We start from the raw sequence: 17,256 nt of genomic DNA on the forward strand, positions 1-17,256 counted from the left end.
ACACACCGCCGCCGCGAACGTTCGGCTCGTTTACGTAAACGGATCGAACGCCACCCTCACGTGACAGACGCCTTCCGAACGCCCTTTCGAGGACGCGGACGGTCTGCATCTGCTAACACAGAGTGGCGACACCTCGTCCCCCGTCCGCCGGACCGAGCCTGGAGGCCACCGGTGAGCAGCCCGTTCGTCCGCCGTCGCCGCCTCGCCGCCGAACTGCGGGCCCTCCGCGAGCAGCGGGGCATGACCGCCGATGATCTCGCCCGCGCCATCTACCGCTCCCGCATGACGGTCTCCAAACTGGAGAACGCCCGCTGCCGCCCCGACCTTGGCGACATCTCGAACATCTTGGGCGCCCTGGGCGTCGAGGACGACGAGTGGCAGCGCATCTTCGCGATAGCCCGCGGAGCCGCCCGACGCGGCTGGTGGGACGCCTACGGCGACGCGATGGGCGACCGCCAGCGCATGTACGCCGACGTCGAGTCGGGCGCCGCCACAATCCGCGGCTACAACCAATTCGGGTTCCCAGGCATCCTGCAGACTCCTGACTTCATCAGGGCTCTTATCAAGCTGGACGAGGCGGCCGGCCCACTCGACTACGATCCCGTCCGCGTGCTTGAAGCTCGCCTGAAGCGTCAGGAAACCGCCCTCGGCGCTGGGGGACCGGCCTTTGACATCGTTCTGGACGAATTCGTCATGCGCCGCCTGGCGGTTGACGCGAACGTCATGAGCACTCAGCTCACACATCTGGTCTCGCTGGTCTCAGCGGAACCTCGACTGAGCGTCTACGTGCTACCGGTCGACGCCCGCGTCAAGGGGGGATTTCTGGCAAGATCCTCCTTTTTGATCTATACCTTCCCCGATCAGGATGATCCCCCGATGGTCATCGCGGACACAGCGGGGGCCGATGTCGTGCACACCGAAGCCGACCACGTGACCCGCTACGTCGAGATGTTCGAGCGGCTTCGAGCAGCATCTCTGTCAACGGTTAGCAGCCTCACGCTTCTAGATGAGGCTGCCCGCCGCCTCGGCGACCTGAGAGGATCGTAAGCATGACGATCCGCTACGAACTTTGGCGCAAGTCCAGTCACAGCGCGCCCGACGCAGAATGCGTCGAGGTGGGACGCTCGCTCGAAGGGGTGATCGGCGTGCGGGATACCAAGCAAGACCTCAACGGCCCCGTCCTTCACTTCAGTACACGCGAGTGGAGCGATTTCCTACGAGCCGTCCGCTCCCAGACCTCCTAGGAGGGACGCAATGACACTGCCCTCGTGCAAGAACTGGCGGAAGTCCAGTTACAGCGCCGCCAACAGCGACTGTGTCGAGGTCGGACGGTCAGCCGAAGGGATGATCGGCGTGCGTGACACCAAGCAGGCCGTCAACGGCCCCGTCCTTCACTTCAGCACGCGCGAGTGGAGCGATTTTCTACGAGCCGTCCGCTCCCAGACCTCCTAGGAGGGACGCGGTGACACTGCCCTCTTATGAGAACTGGCGCAAGTCACGCCGGAGTGAAGCCGATGGAGCCTGCGTCGAGTTCGGACGGTCGGGCGAGGGGACTATCGGCGTGCGTGACAGTAAGCAGGGTGGGGGCGGTCCCGTCCTGCGTTTCAGTGTGCGGGAGTGGGGGGCCTTCGTGGAGGCGGTCCGCACGTCCTGATTGCTCGGCGGCCGGTAGCCGGGCGGCGGCGTCGCTAGCATGGCGATCATGGTGGTGCGGGCTCGGGACGGTAGTGCGGGGGACGCGGACTACGGGGCGATCGGCGCCGGGTATTCGGGGTATCGGCGGCCGGATCCGCGGATCGGGCGGGTCGTCGTCGAGGCGCTCGGAGGGGCGCGGACCGTCCTGAACGTCGGGGCCGGGGCCGGTTCCTACGAGGCCGAGGAGTTCGCCGTGACGGCGGTGGAGCCGTCGGCGTCGATGCGGGCGCAGCGGCCCGGGCACCTCGTGGAGGCGATCGACGCGGTCGCGGAGGATCTGCCGTTCGCGGACGGCTCGTTCGACGCGTCGATGACCACGTTCAGCGTGCATCAGTGGAGCGACCTGGCGGCCGGGCTGCGGGAGATGCGGCGGGTGACCCGGGGTCCCGTGGTCGTGCTGACCTGTGATCCCGAGCTGGTCCGCGACTTCTGGCTGTACGCGTACGCGCCGCTGGTGCTGGACGCCGAGGCGCGCCGCTATCCGCCGATCGCCGAGATCGGCGCCCTGCTCGGCGGGGAGGTCACCGTGACGCCGGTGGCGATCCCGGCCGACTGCACCGACGGGTTCAACGAGGCCTACTACGCGCGTCCCGAGATGTTGCTCCAGCCCGGCGCCCGGCAGGCTTGTTCGGCGTGGAGCTTCGTGCCCGCCGAGACCGCCGGCGCCTATGCCGAGCATCTGGCTCGCGACCTCGCCGACGGCACCTGGGACGCCCGGTACGGCCATCTCCGCGGGCAGCCGTCCTACGAGGGGTCGCTTGTGCTCGTGCGAGCTATGCCCGGCTGAGGACGGTGAAGAGCCCGCCGCAAGCGGGTCGCGGCGGGCTCTCGGGGTGGGGTTGTCAGGCGAGGCCGGACTTCTTGAGCCAGTCCTTGGCGACCTCTTCCTGGTCGTCCTTGTCGATGGCGATGCGCTTCATCATGTCGAGCAGGTCCTGCGTGGTGAGCTTGGCCGACACGGCGTTCAGGGCGGCCTTGGCCTGGTCGTTCACGGCGGACTTGTTGACGAGCGGCGTGACGTTCTGCGCGGAGAAGACGTTCTGCGGGTCCGCCAGGACGACCAGCTTCTTCTGCGCGATCGTCGGGTCCGTGGTGAAGAGGTCGGCGGCCTGGATCTTGTTCTCGGTGAGCAGCTGGACGAGGGTGGCCTGCGCGCCCGCGTCGAACGGCTGGAACTTCTTGAACTCCAGGCCGTACTTGTCCTTCAGGCCGACGAGGCCCTGCTGGCGGGTCTTGAACTCGGACGGGCCCGCGATGGTCAGCTGGTTCGCGACGGGCTTGAGGTCGGCGATCGACTTCAGGTTGTACTTGGTCGCGGTCTGCGGGTTCACCGTGACGGAGTCCTTGTCCTCGGCCTTGGCCGAGTCGAGGATCTCCACGCTCGCGGGCAGCTTCGCCTTGAGCGCCGCGTTGATCTCGTCGGTGGTGGCCGCGGTGCTGGTCTTGTCGACGGACGTGGTCAGCAGCGCGCCGTTGTACTCCGGCATGACGCTGATGCCGCCCTTGACGACCTGCTCGTAGTAGATCTCGCGGGCGCCGATGTTGAACTTGCGGTTGACCTTGAGGCCCTTGGCCTCCAGCGCCTGCGCGTACAGCTCGCCGATCAGGCCGCTCTCGGGGAAGTTGGCGCCGCCGACGGTGATCGTGCCCTTGCCGCCGCCACCGCCCGAGAGCGGGTTGTCGCCGCCGTCGTCGTCGCCGCCCCCGCAGGCGGACAGGGTCAGGGCCGCCACGAGTCCGATGACCGCGCCGCGGAACATGTGCTTCATTTCGTGTCCTTCGTTGAACTGATCAGGAACGGGCGGAGCCGAGCAGGCCCGGCGAGACGAGGAGGCGGCGCAGGCCCGCGAACGCCGTCTGGACGATGATCGCGAGCAGGACGACCAGGACCGTCCCGCCGACGACGAGCTGGTAGTCGTTGCGGGCGAGGCCGTCGATGATGTAGCGGCCGAGCCCGCCGAAGCCCGGGTAGGCGGCGATGGTCGCGGTGGCCACGACCTGGACCGCGGACGTGCGCAAGCCCAGCAGGATCAGCGGCAGCGCCATCGGCACCTCGGCGCGCCACAGCACGCCCCAGCCGGTCATGCCCATGCCCCTGGCCGCGTCCTTGGCGTCGGGGTCGACCGCGCGGACGCCCTCGAAGGTGTTGACGAGGATCGGCGGCACCGCCAGCGCGACGAGCGCGACGAGGACGGGGGTGATGCTGTAGTCGATCAGCACGATGATCAGCACGAGGCCGAAGGTCGGGACCGCGCGCGCGATGTTCGCGACGCTGACGGCGAGGAAGCCGCCGCGTCCGGTGTGGCCGACGAGCAGGCCGAGGGCCAGCCCGATGACCGCCGCGCAGAGCAGCGATATCCCGCTGTAGATGACGTGCTGGAGCAGCCGGTGCGGGATTCCCTCCTCGCCGTGCCACTGCGCCGACGCCGTCAGCCACTCCCAGGAGAGAGTGATCTGGTTCCAGAGGTCGTTCATCCGCCGCCTCCTGCGATGCTGCTCACGCCCGCGTCCACCGCGTGGGGAGGCGCCGCGCCGGTGATGGGATGGCGTCGGCGGGACGAGCCGCCGGAGCGCTTCCGCGCCCGCGTCCACGGGGTCAGCAGGCGCTGGATCAGGACGAGAATCGCGTCGGTGACCAGGGCGAGCAGGATGATCAGGACGGACGCGGCGACGATCTGGGTCTGGAAGCGGAGCTGGTAGCCGCGGATGATGTCGTAGCCGAGCCCGCCCTGGCCGATGAGCTGGCCGATGGCGACGAGGCTGATGGACGACACGGCCGCGACCCGCACGCCCGCGATCACGATGGGGACCGCGATCGGCAGCTCGACCCGCAGCAGCCGCCGCAGCGTCCCGAAGCCCATCGCGGTGGCCGCCTGCCGGACCGGTTCGGACACCGAGGCCAGGCCGTCCACCACGTTCGGGACGAGCACCGACAGCGTGTACAGCGTCAGCGGGATCATCACCGTGGACGGTTCCAGCCCGGTGTACTGGATGAAGATCATGAAGAGGGCGAGCGACGGGATCGCGTACAGCGCGTTCGCGGCGGTGAGGACGGGCGGGTAGAGCCAGCCCCAGCGCCGGCAGGCGACGCCGAGCGGCAGCGAGATGATCAGCCCGAACAGCACCGGCAGCAGGGCCAGCTTCAGGTGGGTGAGGGAGTGCTCGGTGAGCGAGTCGGTGTGCTCGCCGATCCAGCCCCAGTCGAGGTCCATCAGCCCGCGGCACCGCCCTTCGGGGCCGGTTCGACGTCGTCGGACGCCGGTTTCGCGTCGACGGCCGGGGCCGGTTCCGCGTCGGCGCCGGCGCGGGTGATGGCGGCGCTGAGGTCGTGCTGGTCGGCGACGCCGACGAGGCGGCCGTCGTCGTCCACGCCGACGGCGCGGCCGGACGGCGAGAGGATCGCGGCGTTGAGCGCGGCGCGGATCGAGTCGCGCGCGACGGTGAAGGTGGGGCCGACGGGCTTCAGCGGCGCGTCGGCGAGGGTGCCGCCGGACGGGACGGCGCCGGGGGCGGCCCAGCCCAGCGGGCGGCGGGAGCCGTCGACGGCGAGGGTCCAGCCGTCGTCGTCGGCGCGGATCCGGTCGGCGGGCGTGTCCGCGGGCAGGACGCCGCGGTCGGACAGCGGCGCCTCGGACGCGGGGATGAACCACAGCCGCCGGATGCCGCGGTCGTAGCCGATGAACTCCGCGACGAAGTCGTCCGCGGGGCGGGCGAGGACGTTCTCGGGCGTGTCGAACTGGACGAGCTTGCCGCCGGTCTTGAACACCGCGACGCGGTCGCCGAGCTTGATCGCCTCGTCGATGTCGTGGGTGACGAAGACGATGGTCTTGTGCAGCTCGGCCTGGAGGCGGAGGAACTCGTCCTGGAGCTCGGCGCGGACGACGGGGTCGACGGCGCTGAACGGCTCGTCCATGAGCATGACCGGCGGGTCGGCGGCGAGCGCGCGGGCGACGCCGACGCGCTGCTGCTGGCCGCCGGAGAGCTGGAACGGGTAGCGCTTGGCCATCGAGGCGTCCAGGCCGACGCGCTCCATCAGCTCGCGGGCGGTGTCGCGGGCCTTCTTCTTGTTCCAGCGCAGCAGGTACGGGACGGTCGCGATGTTGTCCTCGATCGTGCGGTGCGGGAACAGCCCGGCGTGCTGGATGACGTAGCCGATGCCGCGCCGCAGCTCGGCGGGCCTGCTGTCGCGCACGTCCGCGCCGTCGATGAGGACCCGGCCGCCGGTGGGCTCCACCATGCGGTTGATGGTGCGCAGCGCCGTGGTCTTGCCGCCGCCGGACGTGCCGACGAACACCGTGATCTCGCCCGTGCGGCATTCGAGGCTCACGTCGTCGAGCGCGACGGTCCCGTCGGGGTAGGTTTTGCTCACGCCCTCAAAGGTGATCAAGCGGTTTCACGTCCTCGCCGGGGCGCCGCAACGCCGATGATCCATCTCGACCTTCTGCCCAACCGTAGCCAATGGGTACCGTCGTCTCGGTCCCCCGGCTCGCCGGGCACAACCAGAACATAACTACTTGAAAAGCCGGGAAAGTAGCCTACCGCCTTGGGAAACAGCCGAATCGTTATCGACGGCACCGCTCTCACGTGTGCGCAGGTGGTGCGCGCCGCCCGCGACGACGTGATGATCGCCATAGCCGACGCGGGGGTCGAGCGGGCCCGCGCGGCCTGGCGGGTGGCCCGCGAGACGGCCGAGCACCAGCCGGTGTACGGCCGCACCACGGGCGTCGGCGCCAACCGCGTGGTGGACGTCGAGTGGGAGGACGCCGACGCGCACGGGCTGCGGCTGCTGCGCAGCCACGCGGCGGGCGCGGGGCCGCTGGTGGCGCCGGAGATCGTCCGGGCGATGCTGACCGTCCGGCTGAACCAGATCGCTGCGGGCGGCTCCGGCGTCGAGGCTGGAGCGCTCCAAGCCCTCGCGGACGTCCTCAACCTGGGGCTGCTGCCGCCCGTGCCGGTGTACGGGGCGATCGGCACGGGCGACCTGACGGCGCTCGCGTCCACCGCCCTGTGCCTGCTGGGCGAGCGCGCCTGGCTCCCCGGGGCGGACGGGGCGCCCGAGCGCGGCCCCGGCTACACCCTTCGCTCCGCCGACGCGCTCGCGTTCATCAGCTCCAACGCCGCCACGCTCGGGGAGGCGGCGATCGCCGTCGCCGACCTGCGGGAGACCCTCGCCGCGTCCACGGTGGTCGCCGCGCTGTCGCACCTCGCCGTCCGCGGCTCGGAGGAGCCGTACGCGCCGCCCGTCCACGACGCGTGCCCGCATCCCGGCCAGCGGGACGCCGCCGCCGCGATGCGGATCCTGCTGGCCTTCGAGCCGCCGGCCGCCGCGCGCATCCAGGACCCCTACGGCTACCGCGCCTTCCCGCAGGTGCACGGCCCCGCGCTGGAGGCCGCCGCCTACGCGGAGGAGGTCGTCACCCGCGAGATCAACGCGGCGGCCGAGAACCCCCTCGTGGACGTCCCGGGACGGACCGTCTGGCACAACGGCAACTTCCACACCGCCTACGTCGGGCTCGCGCTGGACGCGGCGCGGGCGGCGCTGTTCCAGACAATGGCGCTGGCCGCAGCCCGGCTCGGCACGCTCGCCGAACCGGCGTTCACCGGGCTGTACCCGTTCCAGGGCGCCACCGAGGCGTCCTCGGGGATCATGATCCTGGAGTACGTGGCGCACTCGTGCCTCGCCGACGTTCGCCGCCTCGCGACCCCGGCGGCGCTCGGCAGCGCGGTGCTGTCGCGCGGCGTCGAGGAGCACGCGGGTTTCTCGACGCAGTCGGCGCGCGCGACCACCGACGCGGTCGCCGCCTACCGGCTCGGCCTCGGCTGCGAGCTGGTCGCCGCCGTGCGGGCGCTGCGGATGCAGGGGCGCGCCCCGTCGGGCGGCCCGCTCAGGTCGGCCTACGACCTGGCCGCCGGGGTCCTCGACCCGCGCATCGAGGACCGGCCCCTGGACACCGACATCGCCGCCGCCGCCGACCTCCTCCCCCACCTGGCCGCCCTGCATCCCTGATCCCTCCGGTCGCGGCGGGTCGGCCCGCCTCCGTGCCCGAGCGCCGATCATGGAGTGCCGGTGGACGCGCGGGCGCGCAGGGACGGCTCGCGGACGACGCGGCGCTTGCGGGGCTTGCCGTCGATGACGTCCACGATCAGGCGGACGGCGGCGTGCACGATGCCCTCGATGTCCCAGTCGACGCTGGTGAGGGGCGGGGTGAGCAGGGCCGACATCGGATGGTCGTCGTAGCCGCAGACCGCGACGTCGCCGGGGACGTCGAGGCCCAGCTCCCGCGTGGCCGCGTAGACGCCGTAGGCGATCGAGTCGGCGAAGCAGAACACGGCGGACGGGCGGTCGGGCCCGCCGAGCACCCGCACGGCCACCTCGGTGGACTCGGCCAGCGACTGCGGCACGACCACCACGTCGACCCGCAGGCCGAGCCGCTCCGCCTCGGCGTTCACGTACACGTCGGCGGGGCGGTCGGGGGTGCTGTCCAGCGTCGGGGTGAACACCGTGACGCGCTCGTGGCCGAGCGAGCGCAGGTGCTCCAGCGCCAGCGTGACGCCCCGGCGGTTGTCGAAGACGACCTCGCCCTGCGCCTGCCCGCCGTGCAGGGCGTCGCCGATGGACACGACCGGGACCGTGCCGGCCAGCTCCGACCACAGCGGCGCGGACGGGTCGAGCGGCTGCACGATGAGGCCGTCGACGCGCTGGTCGCGCAGCCGGCGGGCGAGGGCGAGCTCCCGCTCCGGGTCGCCGCCCGCGTCCACGATCAGAGCGTAGCGGTCGCGGGCGAGCAGCGCGCGGCCGATGCCGACGGCGAGCGACTGCTGCCAGTAGTCCTCCAGCGAGCCGCAGAGCAGCCCGACCTGGCCGGTGCGGCCGCTGGCGAGGGCGCGGGCGATCGGATGCGCCTCGTAGCCGAGCTCCCGGGCCGCCGCGCGGACCCGTTCCTGCGTCTCCTCGGAGGTCTGGACGCCGCGCAGGGCGTACGACACGGCCGCAGGCGACAACCCCGTCGCCTGCGCCACCTCCCGTATGGTCGCGCGCTTGCGCCTCGCTGGCACCCCTCAACCCTAGACGCCCCCAGTGACAAAAGCGGATGACCCGGCTTGACGCGGACATCGCTTAAACGGTTCACTGAAGCGGTTCACTGATGCGGTTCAGTTCGAGCCCGCGGCCCGGGAGGAGGACCGGCTTGTCCCTTCGCGTGGACGTCCACCAGCACCTGTGGAGCCCCCCGCTCGTCGAGGCGCTCCGCCGGCGCCGCACGCCTCCCCGCCTGGACGGCTGGCGCCTGCACCTCACCGGGGAGCCGCCCTTCGACGTCGATCCGGCCGACCACGACGTGGATTCGCGGGCGGCCCTCGTCCGCGAGGACGGGCTCGACCGCGCGCTGGTCTCCCTGTCGTCGCCGCTCGGGATCGAGATGCTGCCGCCCGCCGAGGCGCGCCCGCTTCTCGACGCCTACCACGAGGGCGCCGCCGCGCTGCCCGGCGCGTTCGGCGCCTGGGCCGCCGCGACCGTCTCCGAGATCGACCCGGCCGCGCTCGCCCACACGCTCGACGCGTCCGGAAGCCGGTTCGCCGGGGTGCAACTGCCCGCCGCGGCGCTCGCGGACCCCGCCGCGCTGGAACGCTCCAGCCCCCTCCTGGACGTCGTAGAGGCCCGCGACCTGCCCCTGCTGATCCACCCAGGCCCAGCCCGCACACCCACCCCCGCCCCGCTCAACGCCCCACCCAGCCCACCCGGCCCACCCCGTCAGGACACGTCCGGCCAAGGCACGCCCGGCCAGGAAGCGCCCGCCCACGGAGCACCCGGCCAAGGAGCACCCAGCCAAGGAGCGTTCAGCCAGGGCGTGTCGGGCGGCGTAGCTGACGGGATGCCGGGGTGGTGGGCGGCTGTCGTGCCCTACGTCCAGGAGATGCATGCGGCGTGGTTCGCGTTCCGGGCGTTCGGGCGGGCGCGGCATCCGCGGCTGCGGGTGTGCTTCACGATGCTCGCGGGCCTCGCGCCGCTGCACGGCGAGCGGGTCGCGGCGAGGGGCGGCGGGCGCGGCACCGTGGACCCCCTGGTCTTCGTCGAGACGTCGTCGTACGGGCCCCGCGCGGCGGACGCCGTCGTCCGCGCGCTCGGCGTCGACGCGATCGTGCACGGCAGCGACCGGCCCTACGCCCGTCCCCGCGACCTCCACTTGGGTGAGGCCGCCGAGCACGCCTTCCGCGTGCGCAACCCCCATCTCCTGCTGTTCGGAAAGGAGCCGACCCGTGTCGCCTGAGGTCCTGATCCCCGCCCCCGTCCTCGCGGACCTGCCCGCCCGTCCGCTCGACCAGCGCGAGTTGCGCGCGCTGGTCGACGCGCTGGCCGAACGGCCGGAACTGTGGCGGCCGCACGTCGCCTTCCCTGAGGGCCGCCGCCACTACGCCTCGCTGCACCGCGACGAGTACGTGGACGTGTGGCTGCTCTGCTGGACGCCGGAGAACGACACCGGCTGGCACGACCACGACGTGTCGTCCGGGGCGGTCCGGGTCGTCGCCGGGGCGCTGGAGGAGTGCAACCCGCGCATCGGTGGCGCGCACGTGCGGACGGTGGTGGAGGAGGGGGCGTCGTTCTGCTTCGGTCCCGACCACATCCACCGGCTCGTGGGGGCCGCCGCGACGAGCGTCTCCATCCACGCGTACTCGCCGCCGCTGTGGCGGCTCGGCCAGTACTCGATCGACGAGACCGGCCTGATGCGGCGCCTCTCGGTCAGCTACGCGGACGAGCTCCGTCCGCCCGCCTGACCCACGCCGGCGGCTGGGCGGCATCGGCGGCCGGACGACCTGGCGTGCCCCGGCGGGCCCCCGCGGCCGGGCGGCCTCTGACGGGCCCGTCCGGGGGAGGCGGACCCGTCAGAGGTGGGCGGCCCTCCGATGCCCGCTCACACCGGACGACCGCCCACATTTCCCTCAGCGCGGTCGGGAACGGGAACGTCACACCGGCGGCGCGGCGACCGGCATCACCGGAAGTCCGCCCATTCCCGCGCCCAGCCGCGGAGTTCGGTGAACGCGCGGACGGGGTCGGCGTGGTAGGCGTCCCAGGGCCGCCGGGTCACCTGGTCCCCGATGAACCGGAACTGTTCGGCCGCGGCGGCGACCTCGCCCGCCATCACGAGGGCGAACGCGAACGCGTTGTGGGTCGCGGGCCATCCGGGCCGCGGCCGGTAGGACGGATGCCGGATCGAGTGGTCGGCGGCGGCGCGGAGGCCGCCGCGCACCCAGTCCTGGGCCATGAAGGGGCCGCGCTCGGCGTGCGGCAGCGACCGCCACCGGTCGATGTGGGCGAGCGGGATGAGCTTCCCCAGCGGGCTCCCGGCCGGGGCCTTCGTGACGACGTCGCGCGCGAACCCGTAAGCCTCGTCCGGGCCGTCGTGCAGGCCGAGCCAGGCGAGCATCTCCGTGTGGGCGTCCAGGTGGGTGGGATGCAGGTCGACGACCCGCTCGAACCGCCAGAGGGCCTCTTTCCGGTCGACCCGCCCCGCGCGGGCCGCGGTGACGAGCAGCGCCCACGCGTCCGCGTTGTCCGGGTCGCGCGAGAGCACGTCGGTGAGGCACTCCTCGGCCAGGCCGACGTTCTCCGGAGGGAGGCCCTCGGCCGGGACGCGCTCGGGCAGCAGCAGGTGGGCGGCGCGGATGACCAGCGGCAGCGGCGCGCCGGGCTCGGCCCTGCACCATTCGGCGATCCAGTCCCCGACCCCGGGTGCCGCCGCGCAGACGCCGAGGTAGAAGCTCCGGTCGTCGGGGTCGGCCACCGGGTCGAAGAGCTCCCGGATCCTCGTCCAGTCGTGGCGTCGCATGGCCTGCCACAGGGCTTCCGCCACCGGGTCGCCCATGCACGGGTCCGCGTCGGGTGACGACGGCAGGATCAGATCGGATCCGTGCCGGTTGAACGACCGCATCTGCCACTCCGTGGACGCCTCTCCGGGGGCTCGGGCACCGCCCCGGGTACACAGGTCAGCGAACCGGCGATCGAAAGCGTTACCGTCTCCGGCCGGACGGCTCAGTTGCGGATCAGCTCCGCGTCCGGCGGGCGCGGGACGGGCACGGTCGTGACGGCCGCGCCGGGGCCGTCCGCGACATCCCTGTCCCGCTCAGAACCGGGCGTGTCGGGCGCAGAGGACGTGCTCGGCGTTCCGGACGTGCGCATCGCCGCCCGCATCGGCTCCAGCGAGGCCACGAGCCCCGCCTTCAGCCGTTTCGCGGCCGGACGCTCGATGAGGCGGTGCAGGGCGTAGGCGCCGAGCAGCGACGCCGCGGTCACGACCGCGAGCGCGGCCCACCGGTTCAGGCCCGGGTACACCGCGTCCAGCACGGGCAGCGCGAGCTGCGAGTGGACGAGGTAGAGCGGGTAGGTGAGCGCTCCGAGGACGGTCAGCCCGCTCCAGCGGATCCGGCTGAGCCGGCCGGTCGCGACGAGGATCATCACGGCGAAGATCACCGTGACGGCCGCCGAGACGACGAGCTCGTCCGAGCCCTTGAAGGCGGTGTCCGCGCGCCAGGCGCCCCAGTGCAGCGCGAGCAGGTACGAGATGGCCACGTATCCCCAGAGCAGCAGCGTCGGCCCGAACCGGTGGATCATGAAGAGCGCCATGCCGGCGATGAAGTAGGGGCTCCAGGTGGGCACCAGCATGACCTGGAGGATCTTGCTGCCCGCCTCGTCCGCGAAGACGCCGCCGAACAGCCACGCCGCCATGAAGATCAGGCAGGACCGGTAGGTGATCCCGATGCCCGCGAGGACGGCGGCCAGCACGTAGAAGTGCATCTCGACCCAGAGCGTCCAGTAGACGGCGTCGACGTTCCGGATCCCGAGCCCGCCCTGCATCATGGTCAGGTTCGGCACCACCAGGCCGGGGACGCCGTTCCCCTGCCGGAACGCCGCGTACACGACCGCTCCGAGCAGCACGCTCGCCCAGTAGGCGGGCATCAGCCGGACCACCCGGGAGATCGCGAACTCGCCGGGACCGCGCCCCCACGCGCTCATCAGGATCACGAAACCGCTGATCATGAAGAAGAGGTCGACGCCGAGGTAGCCGTACCTCGTCACCCCGGCGAGTTCAGGGAAGACCTCCCTGGACGGGTCGGGCCACGCACCGGGGCCGCCGAAGCCGGTGAAGTGGTACAGCATGACCGCGAGGGCCGCGAGGAAGCGCAGCAGGTCGAGTTCGCGGAGGCGGGGGCGTCGGGTCACCGCGGCACCCTCTCGGCGCCGGGTTGCCCCATCTGAGCCAGGACGTGAGCCCCCGGTGAACGCGGGGTGTAGGAAGCGAGACGCAACGGACGCCGAACCGTGCCGTCCGGGTCGTCCGAGACCGCACCGGCCGGGCGGCGGGCTTCAGTAGGATGCGGGGGGCATCCCCGGAACAATTGGTGGTCCTCCATGACATCTCGCCGTGCCCGTCGCGGCGCGGCGCTCCTGCTGCTGTGCCTGAGCCTGGCGGCCGTGCTCGCGGCCACGGGCTGCACCGACCTCGGCGGCTCCGTCCACCGGTCGGCGGCGGCGGACGGGCCCGCGGGCAGGCCCGCCGGGACCGCGCGGCCCGCGCCCGTGGTCATGTTCCTCGGCGACAGCTACACCGTCGGGGAGCGGGGCGCGCTTCCCGAGACCACCTACGCCCCCGCGACCGCGCGGCTGCTCGGCTGGCAGGTCGTCGTCGGCGGGCGCGCGGGCACGGGCTTCGTGAACGGCGGCGCCGGGCGCGAGCCGTACCTGAAGCTGTTCGAGAGCCAGCTCGGCTGGCGGCCCGCGCCCGACCTGCTGATCGTGTCCGGCGGGCACAACGACTGGCGCGTCCCGGGCCCGGAGGTCGCCGCGGCCGCGCACACGCTGCTGGAGCGCGTCCGGCAGCGCTGGCCCGGCACCGGGATCGTGCTGATGGGTCCGCTGTGGGGCAGCGGCACGCCGCCGCAGCGGGCGCTCGCCGTCCGGGACGCGCTGGGGGCGCTGGCGAAGCAGCTCGGCATCCCGTTCGTCGACCCGATCGGCGAGCAGTGGATCACCGGGAACCGGCTGACCGGCCAGGGCAACGCGCCCGTCTACATCCGCAAGGACGGCACGCACCCGAACCAGGCGGGCCACCGCTATCTGGCGACCCGCCTGGCCGACGACATCAGGCGCCTCGGCCTCGCCCGCCCGACCCGAAAGCCCTGAGGCGCCTCAAGTTCTGGGGCGGGCGAGGGTGAGGGAGAAGTCGCCGACCGCGTCCGTCCAGAACTCGGCGAGCTCCAGCCCGGACGCGCCCAGCTCCGCCTCCATCCGCTCCCTGCGGAACTTGGCGGAGATCTCGGTGCGCATCTCCTCCCCCTCCGCGAACGACACCTCCAGGTCGAGCCCCCCGACGCGGACGTCCTGCGCGCGGGTGGAGCGCAGCCGCATCTCGATCCACTCCTCCGCCTCGTCCCAGACGGCGACGTGCTCGAACGCGGTCACGTCGAAGTCGGCGTCCAGCTCCCGGTTGATCACGTGCAGGACGTTGCGGTTGAACTCCGCGGTCACGCCCGCCGCGTCGTCGTAGGCGCGGACGAGCCGCCCGGGATCCTTGACGAGATCGGCGCCGAGCAGCAGGAAGTCGCCCTCGCCCATGGTCGCGCGCAGGCCGCCGAGGAAGCCGACGCGGGCGGCGGGCGGCATGTTGCCGATCGTCCCGCCGAGGAAGGCGATCAGCCGCCGCTCGCCGCCCGGCAGCAGGTGCAGGTGCTGCTCGTAGTCGGCGACGACGGTCCGGACGGCGAGGTCCGGGAAGTCGGCGGCGATGGCCGCGGCCGCCTCCTCCAGGAAGTCGCCGCTCACGTCCACCGGGACGTACGAGCGGAGCGTGCCCTTAAGCGCGCCGAGCAGCAGGCGCGTCTTCTCCCCCGACCCGGCGCCGAGCTCCAGCAGCGTCCGGGCGCCCGTGAGCGCGGCGATCTCGGACGCCCGCGCGGTGAGGATCTCGCGCTCCCTGCGGGTCGGGTAGTACTCGTCCAGCCGCGTGATCTCCTCGAAGAGCGCGCTGCCGCGCTCGTCGTAGAACCACTTGGGCGGGAGCGTCTTCGGCGTGCCGGCGAGCCCCTCCCTGACGTCCTGGCGGAGCGTCTTGGCGAGGTCGTCGGCGGTCAGGAACCGGTCCACGTGGTCCTCCATGCGTAGCGCGTTCGGGTCAAAGCGGGTCGATCCGGACACCGGACGCCAGGTCGGCGGTGACGAGCGAGCGGTCCGGGACGGGACGCCACCCGGACTCGCCGTCGAGCGGCTCGGAAGCGATCCGGATCTCGCCTTCGTCCGTGCGGACGAAGAGGGAGTCGCCCCAGGTGGTGGCGGCGAGGGCCGTCCCGTCCGAGGCCAGCAGGTTGTAGCGGCCGGAGGCCAGGCCGGTCACGGCGGCGACGACCGCGGCGAGGCCCTCGCCGAGCGGGCGGCCCTCGCGCCACAGCCGGACGGCGAGGGCGAACAGCGGCGCCGAGTCGAGCGGGGCGCGCGCGTCCGGGACTCCCGCGAGGTCCCCGGCCAGCTCGCGCAGCTTGCCCTCGACGCCCGCGTAGCCCTCGATCTTGCCGTTGTGGCTGAACAGCCAGGTCCCGGCGCGGAACGGCTGGGCGCACGACTCGTCCACGGGGAACCCCGCGGTCGCCGACCGGATCGCCGCGACCGCGCACGACGCCCGGACGGCGCCCGCGATCTCGCGGAACGACTGGTCCGTCCACAGCGGCTGGGCGCGCCGGAACCGCACGGCCTCCGGCGCCCCGCCCGGTCCCGGCCCCTCGGGGTACCAGCCGACACCGAACCCGTCGGCGTTCAGGAGGTTGCCCTGCGTCATGCGGGGCGCGTACGTCTGGTGCTCCAGGGAGTGGTCGCCGTCGTAGATGAGGGAGTGCAGCGTCCGCTCAGGCCCGAGGTATCCGAGATGGCGGCACATCTAGGCTCCCTCCCTTGAAGCGGAGCGGGCGCAGCGGAACCCGGAGAAGATCTGCCGCCTGATGGGGTAGTCCCAGTTCCGGAAGGAGCCGCGCACGGCGAGCGGATGCGTCGCCCAGGAACCCCCTCGCAGCACCTTGTATTCGGGTCCGAAGAACACCTCCGAGTACTCCCTGTACGGGAAAGAACGGAATCCCGGGTAGCCGTGGAAGTCAGACGACGTCCACTCCCACACGTCACCGAGGAGCCGCCTCACCCCGTACGCCGACGCACCCGACGCGTACGAGCCCGCTTCGGCCGGACGGAGCAGCCGCTGGCCCAGGTTGGCGCGGCCCTCCTCGTACACGTCGCCCCACGGGTAGCGGCGGGACCGTTCTGCCGCGGGATCCCAGCGGGCGGCCTTCTCCCACTCGGCCTCCGTCGGCAGGCGCTTGCCCGCCCACCGGGCGTAGGCGTCCGCCTCGTACCAGCACACGTGCTGGACGGGCTCGCCGGGCGGGATGGGCTCCGTCCGGCCGAACCGGCGCCGCAGCCACTGGCCGCCCTCGCGCGTCCAGAAGGCGGGGGCCTGCTTGCCCCTGCCGTCCCTGCCGCCCTTGGTGCGCCACTCCCAGCCCGCCGGGTCCCACCAGCGGGGGTCGTCGTACCCGCCCGCCTCCATGAAGGCGAGGTAGGCGGCGTTGGTGACGGGTTCGGCGTCGATGTAGTAGGCGGGCAGGTCCACGATGTGCACCGGACGCTCGTTGTCGTACGCCCACGGGTCGTCCGAGGTGCCCATCTGGAACGGTCCCGCCTCGATGAGCACCTCCTCCGCGGGGGCGGGCGTCCGCTCGACGATCTCCGAGGGCGGGTCGAGGAGCGCCGGGGCGCCCTTGCGGAGCTGGTGGGTGGCCAGCATCGTCTCGTCGTGCATGTGCTCGTGCTGCACGACCATCAGGTACACGAACCCGCCCGCGGTGAGCGGGTCGGCGGTGTCGAACCGCACCGACGGCAGCGAGTCGAGGACCTTGGCGCGGACGGTCCCGATGTAGGACCGCGCCTCGTCCGGCGGCAGGAGCGGCAGCGACGGGCGCTCGGCGCGCGGATGCTCGAACGCGTCGTACAGCGTGTCGATCTCCGGGCGCATCGGCTCGATGCCCGCGGCGCCGCGCAGCAGCCACAGCTCCTCGTAGTTGCCGACGTGCGCCAGGTCCCAGACGAGCGGCGACATCAGCGGCGAGACCTGCGCGACGAGGTCGTCGTCCGCCAGCGCTCCGGTGGTCAGCCCGAGGCTCCGGTCGCGGACCGCGCCGAGCTCGTCCGCGATCAGCTCCTTCAACGCCTCCTCGTCGCGGACGTCGGGGTCGATCGAGCCCGGGGAGCTCATCCTTGCCATGCCAGATCCTCCTCGGACGGTGTTCGGGATTCGTCGTCGGCCGGGGATCGGCCGCTCTCGACGTACCGGCGGGCGTACTCGTCCACGAGCGGGACGAGGGCGGACGCGCCCAGCCGGGGCAGCGCGTCCAGGGCCGCGCGGACGCAGGTGCGCGCGGCGGCGGCGAGGGCCGCACTCCTCATCGGTGCCCTCCCGCCGGAGAAGGGGTCCTCCGAGCGTCGCGGTCGTCGGGATACACGTCAAACCAAGACGGGTGTCGGATTCAAGG

The 17,256-nt window shown here is 72.4% G+C and carries 20 protein-coding genes; 9 read left to right on the forward strand and 11 right to left on the reverse strand.

What is annotated here, in order from left to right; all coding sequences use genetic code 11:
- Nucleotides 1-171 precede the first annotated feature (171 nt).
- The 5 genes from E1300_RS22765 to E1300_RS22785 are packed head-to-tail and all read left to right on the forward strand — an operon-like array spanning nucleotide 172 to nucleotide 2,482.
- On the forward strand, nucleotides 172-1,047 hold the full coding sequence (locus E1300_RS22765) for a helix-turn-helix domain-containing protein (RefSeq protein ID WP_131759068.1): 876 nt from the start codon (nucleotides 172-174) through the stop codon (nucleotides 1,045-1,047).
- 2 nt (nucleotides 1,048-1,049) lie between these two features.
- Nucleotides 1,050-1,244 carry a DUF397 domain-containing protein gene (locus tag E1300_RS22770; protein WP_131759069.1) on the forward strand — a complete coding sequence of 65 codons (195 nt, stop codon included), beginning with the start codon at nucleotides 1,050-1,052 and terminating at the stop codon, nucleotides 1,242-1,244.
- 10 nt (nucleotides 1,245-1,254) lie between these two features.
- Nucleotides 1,255-1,452, forward strand: coding sequence for a DUF397 domain-containing protein (locus tag E1300_RS22775; protein ID WP_131759070.1), 198 nt, complete (start codon nucleotides 1,255-1,257; stop codon nucleotides 1,450-1,452).
- 10 nt (nucleotides 1,453-1,462) lie between these two features.
- Nucleotides 1,463-1,654, forward strand: a complete 192-nt coding sequence (locus tag E1300_RS22780) for a DUF397 domain-containing protein (RefSeq protein ID WP_165502945.1) — start codon at nucleotides 1,463-1,465, stop codon at nucleotides 1,652-1,654.
- A gap of 48 nt (nucleotides 1,655-1,702) precedes the next feature.
- Nucleotides 1,703-2,482, forward strand: a complete 780-nt coding sequence (locus E1300_RS22785) for a class I SAM-dependent methyltransferase (protein WP_131759071.1) — start codon at nucleotides 1,703-1,705, stop codon at nucleotides 2,480-2,482.
- Nucleotides 2,483-2,537: 55 nt separating this feature from the next.
- Here E1300_RS22785 and E1300_RS22790 read toward each other — a convergent pair whose 3' ends face one another.
- Genes E1300_RS22790 through E1300_RS22805 form a run of 4 tightly spaced genes read right to left on the reverse strand, consistent with a single transcriptional unit; the run spans nucleotide 2,538 to nucleotide 6,082 of the window.
- Nucleotides 2,538-3,464, reverse strand: coding sequence for an ABC transporter substrate-binding protein (locus tag E1300_RS22790; protein WP_207399903.1), 927 nt, complete (start codon nucleotides 3,462-3,464; stop codon nucleotides 2,538-2,540).
- Between the two features lie 22 nt (nucleotides 3,465-3,486).
- Entirely contained in the window at nucleotides 3,487-4,170 is a 684-nt protein-coding gene (locus E1300_RS22795; protein WP_131759072.1) for an ABC transporter permease, read from the reverse strand.
- On the reverse strand, nucleotides 4,167-4,907 hold the full coding sequence (locus E1300_RS22800; protein ID WP_131759073.1) for an ABC transporter permease: 741 nt from the start codon (nucleotides 4,905-4,907) through the stop codon (nucleotides 4,167-4,169). The genes E1300_RS22795 and E1300_RS22800 overlap by 4 nt, the downstream gene beginning before the upstream one ends.
- The gene (locus E1300_RS22805) at nucleotides 4,907-6,082 is read right to left on the reverse strand and encodes an ABC transporter ATP-binding protein (protein ID WP_131759074.1); all 1,176 of its coding nucleotides are present in this window, start codon (nucleotides 6,080-6,082) and stop codon (nucleotides 4,907-4,909) included. The genes E1300_RS22800 and E1300_RS22805 overlap by 1 nt, the downstream gene beginning before the upstream one ends.
- A 156-nt stretch (nucleotides 6,083-6,238) precedes the next feature.
- Here E1300_RS22805 and E1300_RS22810 point away from each other — a divergent pair, with 156 nt between their 5' ends.
- Nucleotides 6,239-7,702, forward strand: coding sequence for an aromatic amino acid ammonia-lyase (locus E1300_RS22810; RefSeq protein ID WP_131759075.1), 1,464 nt, complete (start codon nucleotides 6,239-6,241; stop codon nucleotides 7,700-7,702).
- A 47-nt stretch (nucleotides 7,703-7,749) separates the two neighbouring features.
- Here the strand turns inward: E1300_RS22810 and E1300_RS22815 are convergent, their stop codons facing one another.
- Entirely contained in the window at nucleotides 7,750-8,715 is a 966-nt protein-coding gene (locus E1300_RS22815; protein WP_242619330.1) for a LacI family DNA-binding transcriptional regulator, read from the reverse strand.
- A 167-nt stretch (nucleotides 8,716-8,882) separates the two neighbouring features.
- Between E1300_RS22815 and E1300_RS22820 the strand changes: the two genes are divergently transcribed.
- Nucleotides 8,883-9,962, forward strand: a complete 1,080-nt coding sequence (locus E1300_RS22820; protein ID WP_207399904.1) for an amidohydrolase family protein — start codon at nucleotides 8,883-8,885, stop codon at nucleotides 9,960-9,962.
- Nucleotides 9,952-10,467, forward strand: coding sequence for a cysteine dioxygenase (locus E1300_RS22825; protein WP_131759078.1), 516 nt, complete (start codon nucleotides 9,952-9,954; stop codon nucleotides 10,465-10,467). The genes E1300_RS22820 and E1300_RS22825 overlap by 11 nt, the downstream gene beginning before the upstream one ends.
- A 215-nt stretch (nucleotides 10,468-10,682) precedes the next feature.
- Here the strand turns inward: E1300_RS22825 and E1300_RS22830 are convergent, their stop codons facing one another.
- Both E1300_RS22830 and E1300_RS22835 read right to left on the reverse strand, forming a co-directional pair.
- Nucleotides 10,683-11,621, reverse strand: a complete 939-nt coding sequence (locus E1300_RS22830; RefSeq protein ID WP_131759079.1) for a tetratricopeptide repeat protein — start codon at nucleotides 11,619-11,621, stop codon at nucleotides 10,683-10,685.
- Between the two features lie 101 nt (nucleotides 11,622-11,722).
- Nucleotides 11,723-12,910, reverse strand: a complete 1,188-nt coding sequence (locus E1300_RS22835; RefSeq protein WP_207399905.1) for an acyltransferase family protein — start codon at nucleotides 12,908-12,910, stop codon at nucleotides 11,723-11,725.
- A gap of 189 nt (nucleotides 12,911-13,099) precedes the next feature.
- Between E1300_RS22835 and E1300_RS22840 the strand changes: the two genes are divergently transcribed.
- Nucleotides 13,100-13,870 carry an SGNH/GDSL hydrolase family protein gene (locus E1300_RS22840; protein WP_131759080.1) on the forward strand — a complete coding sequence of 257 codons (771 nt, stop codon included), beginning with the start codon at nucleotides 13,100-13,102 and terminating at the stop codon, nucleotides 13,868-13,870.
- Between the two features lie 6 nt (nucleotides 13,871-13,876).
- Here the strand turns inward: E1300_RS22840 and egtD are convergent, their stop codons facing one another.
- The 4 genes from egtD to E1300_RS22860 are packed head-to-tail and all read right to left on the reverse strand — an operon-like array spanning nucleotide 13,877 to nucleotide 17,170.
- On the reverse strand, nucleotides 13,877-14,842 hold the full coding sequence (egtD, locus tag E1300_RS22845) for an L-histidine N(alpha)-methyltransferase (RefSeq protein ID WP_131759081.1): 966 nt from the start codon (nucleotides 14,840-14,842) through the stop codon (nucleotides 13,877-13,879).
- Between the two features lie 16 nt (nucleotides 14,843-14,858).
- Nucleotides 14,859-15,614, reverse strand: coding sequence for an ergothioneine biosynthesis protein EgtC (gene egtC, locus E1300_RS22850; RefSeq protein WP_131759082.1), 756 nt, complete (start codon nucleotides 15,612-15,614; stop codon nucleotides 14,859-14,861).
- Nucleotides 15,615-16,979 (reverse strand): ergothioneine biosynthesis protein EgtB, encoded by a 1,365-nt coding sequence (gene egtB / locus E1300_RS22855; protein WP_131759091.1) that lies wholly within the window; start codon nucleotides 16,977-16,979, stop codon nucleotides 15,615-15,617.
- Entirely contained in the window at nucleotides 16,976-17,170 is a 195-nt protein-coding gene (locus E1300_RS22860; RefSeq protein WP_306440670.1) for a hypothetical protein, read from the reverse strand. The genes egtB and E1300_RS22860 overlap by 4 nt, the downstream gene beginning before the upstream one ends.
- Nucleotides 17,171-17,256: the final 86 nt, after the last annotated feature.

It is taken from the genome of Actinomadura fibrosa (assembly GCF_900659615.1).
Lineage (GTDB): Bacteria > Actinomycetota > Actinomycetes > Streptosporangiales > Streptosporangiaceae > Spirillospora > Spirillospora fibrosa.

What these genes read in the sequence shown, in the direction of transcription:
- E1300_RS22795 (WP_131759072.1), bottom strand. Translation starts at nt 4,170, where the DNA reads ATGAACGACCTCTGGAACCAGATCACTCTCTCCTGGGAGTGGCTGACG.
- E1300_RS22830 (WP_131759079.1), bottom strand. Translation starts at nt 11,621, where the DNA reads ATGCGGTCGTTCAACCGGCACGGATCCGATCTGATCCTGCCGTCGTCA.
- E1300_RS22785 (WP_131759071.1), top strand. Translation starts at nt 1,703, where the DNA reads ATGGTGGTGCGGGCTCGGGACGGTAGTGCGGGGGACGCGGACTACGGG.
- egtC (WP_131759082.1), bottom strand. Translation starts at nt 15,614, where the DNA reads ATGTGCCGCCATCTCGGATACCTCGGGCCTGAGCGGACGCTGCACTCC.
- E1300_RS22800 (WP_131759073.1), bottom strand. Translation starts at nt 4,907, where the DNA reads ATGGACCTCGACTGGGGCTGGATCGGCGAGCACACCGACTCGCTCACC.
- E1300_RS22860 (WP_306440670.1), bottom strand. Translation starts at nt 17,170, where the DNA reads ATGAGGAGTGCGGCCCTCGCCGCCGCCGCGCGCACCTGCGTCCGCGCG.
- egtD (WP_131759081.1), bottom strand. Translation starts at nt 14,842, where the DNA reads ATGGAGGACCACGTGGACCGGTTCCTGACCGCCGACGACCTCGCCAAG.
- E1300_RS22775 (WP_131759070.1), top strand. Translation starts at nt 1,255, where the DNA reads ATGACACTGCCCTCGTGCAAGAACTGGCGGAAGTCCAGTTACAGCGCC.
- egtB (WP_131759091.1), bottom strand. Translation starts at nt 16,979, where the DNA reads ATGAGCTCCCCGGGCTCGATCGACCCCGACGTCCGCGACGAGGAGGCG.
- E1300_RS22770 (WP_131759069.1), top strand. Translation starts at nt 1,050, where the DNA reads ATGACGATCCGCTACGAACTTTGGCGCAAGTCCAGTCACAGCGCGCCC.
- E1300_RS22790 (WP_207399903.1), bottom strand. Translation starts at nt 3,464, where the DNA reads ATGAAGCACATGTTCCGCGGCGCGGTCATCGGACTCGTGGCGGCCCTG.
- E1300_RS22840 (WP_131759080.1), top strand. Translation starts at nt 13,100, where the DNA reads ATGACATCTCGCCGTGCCCGTCGCGGCGCGGCGCTCCTGCTGCTGTGC.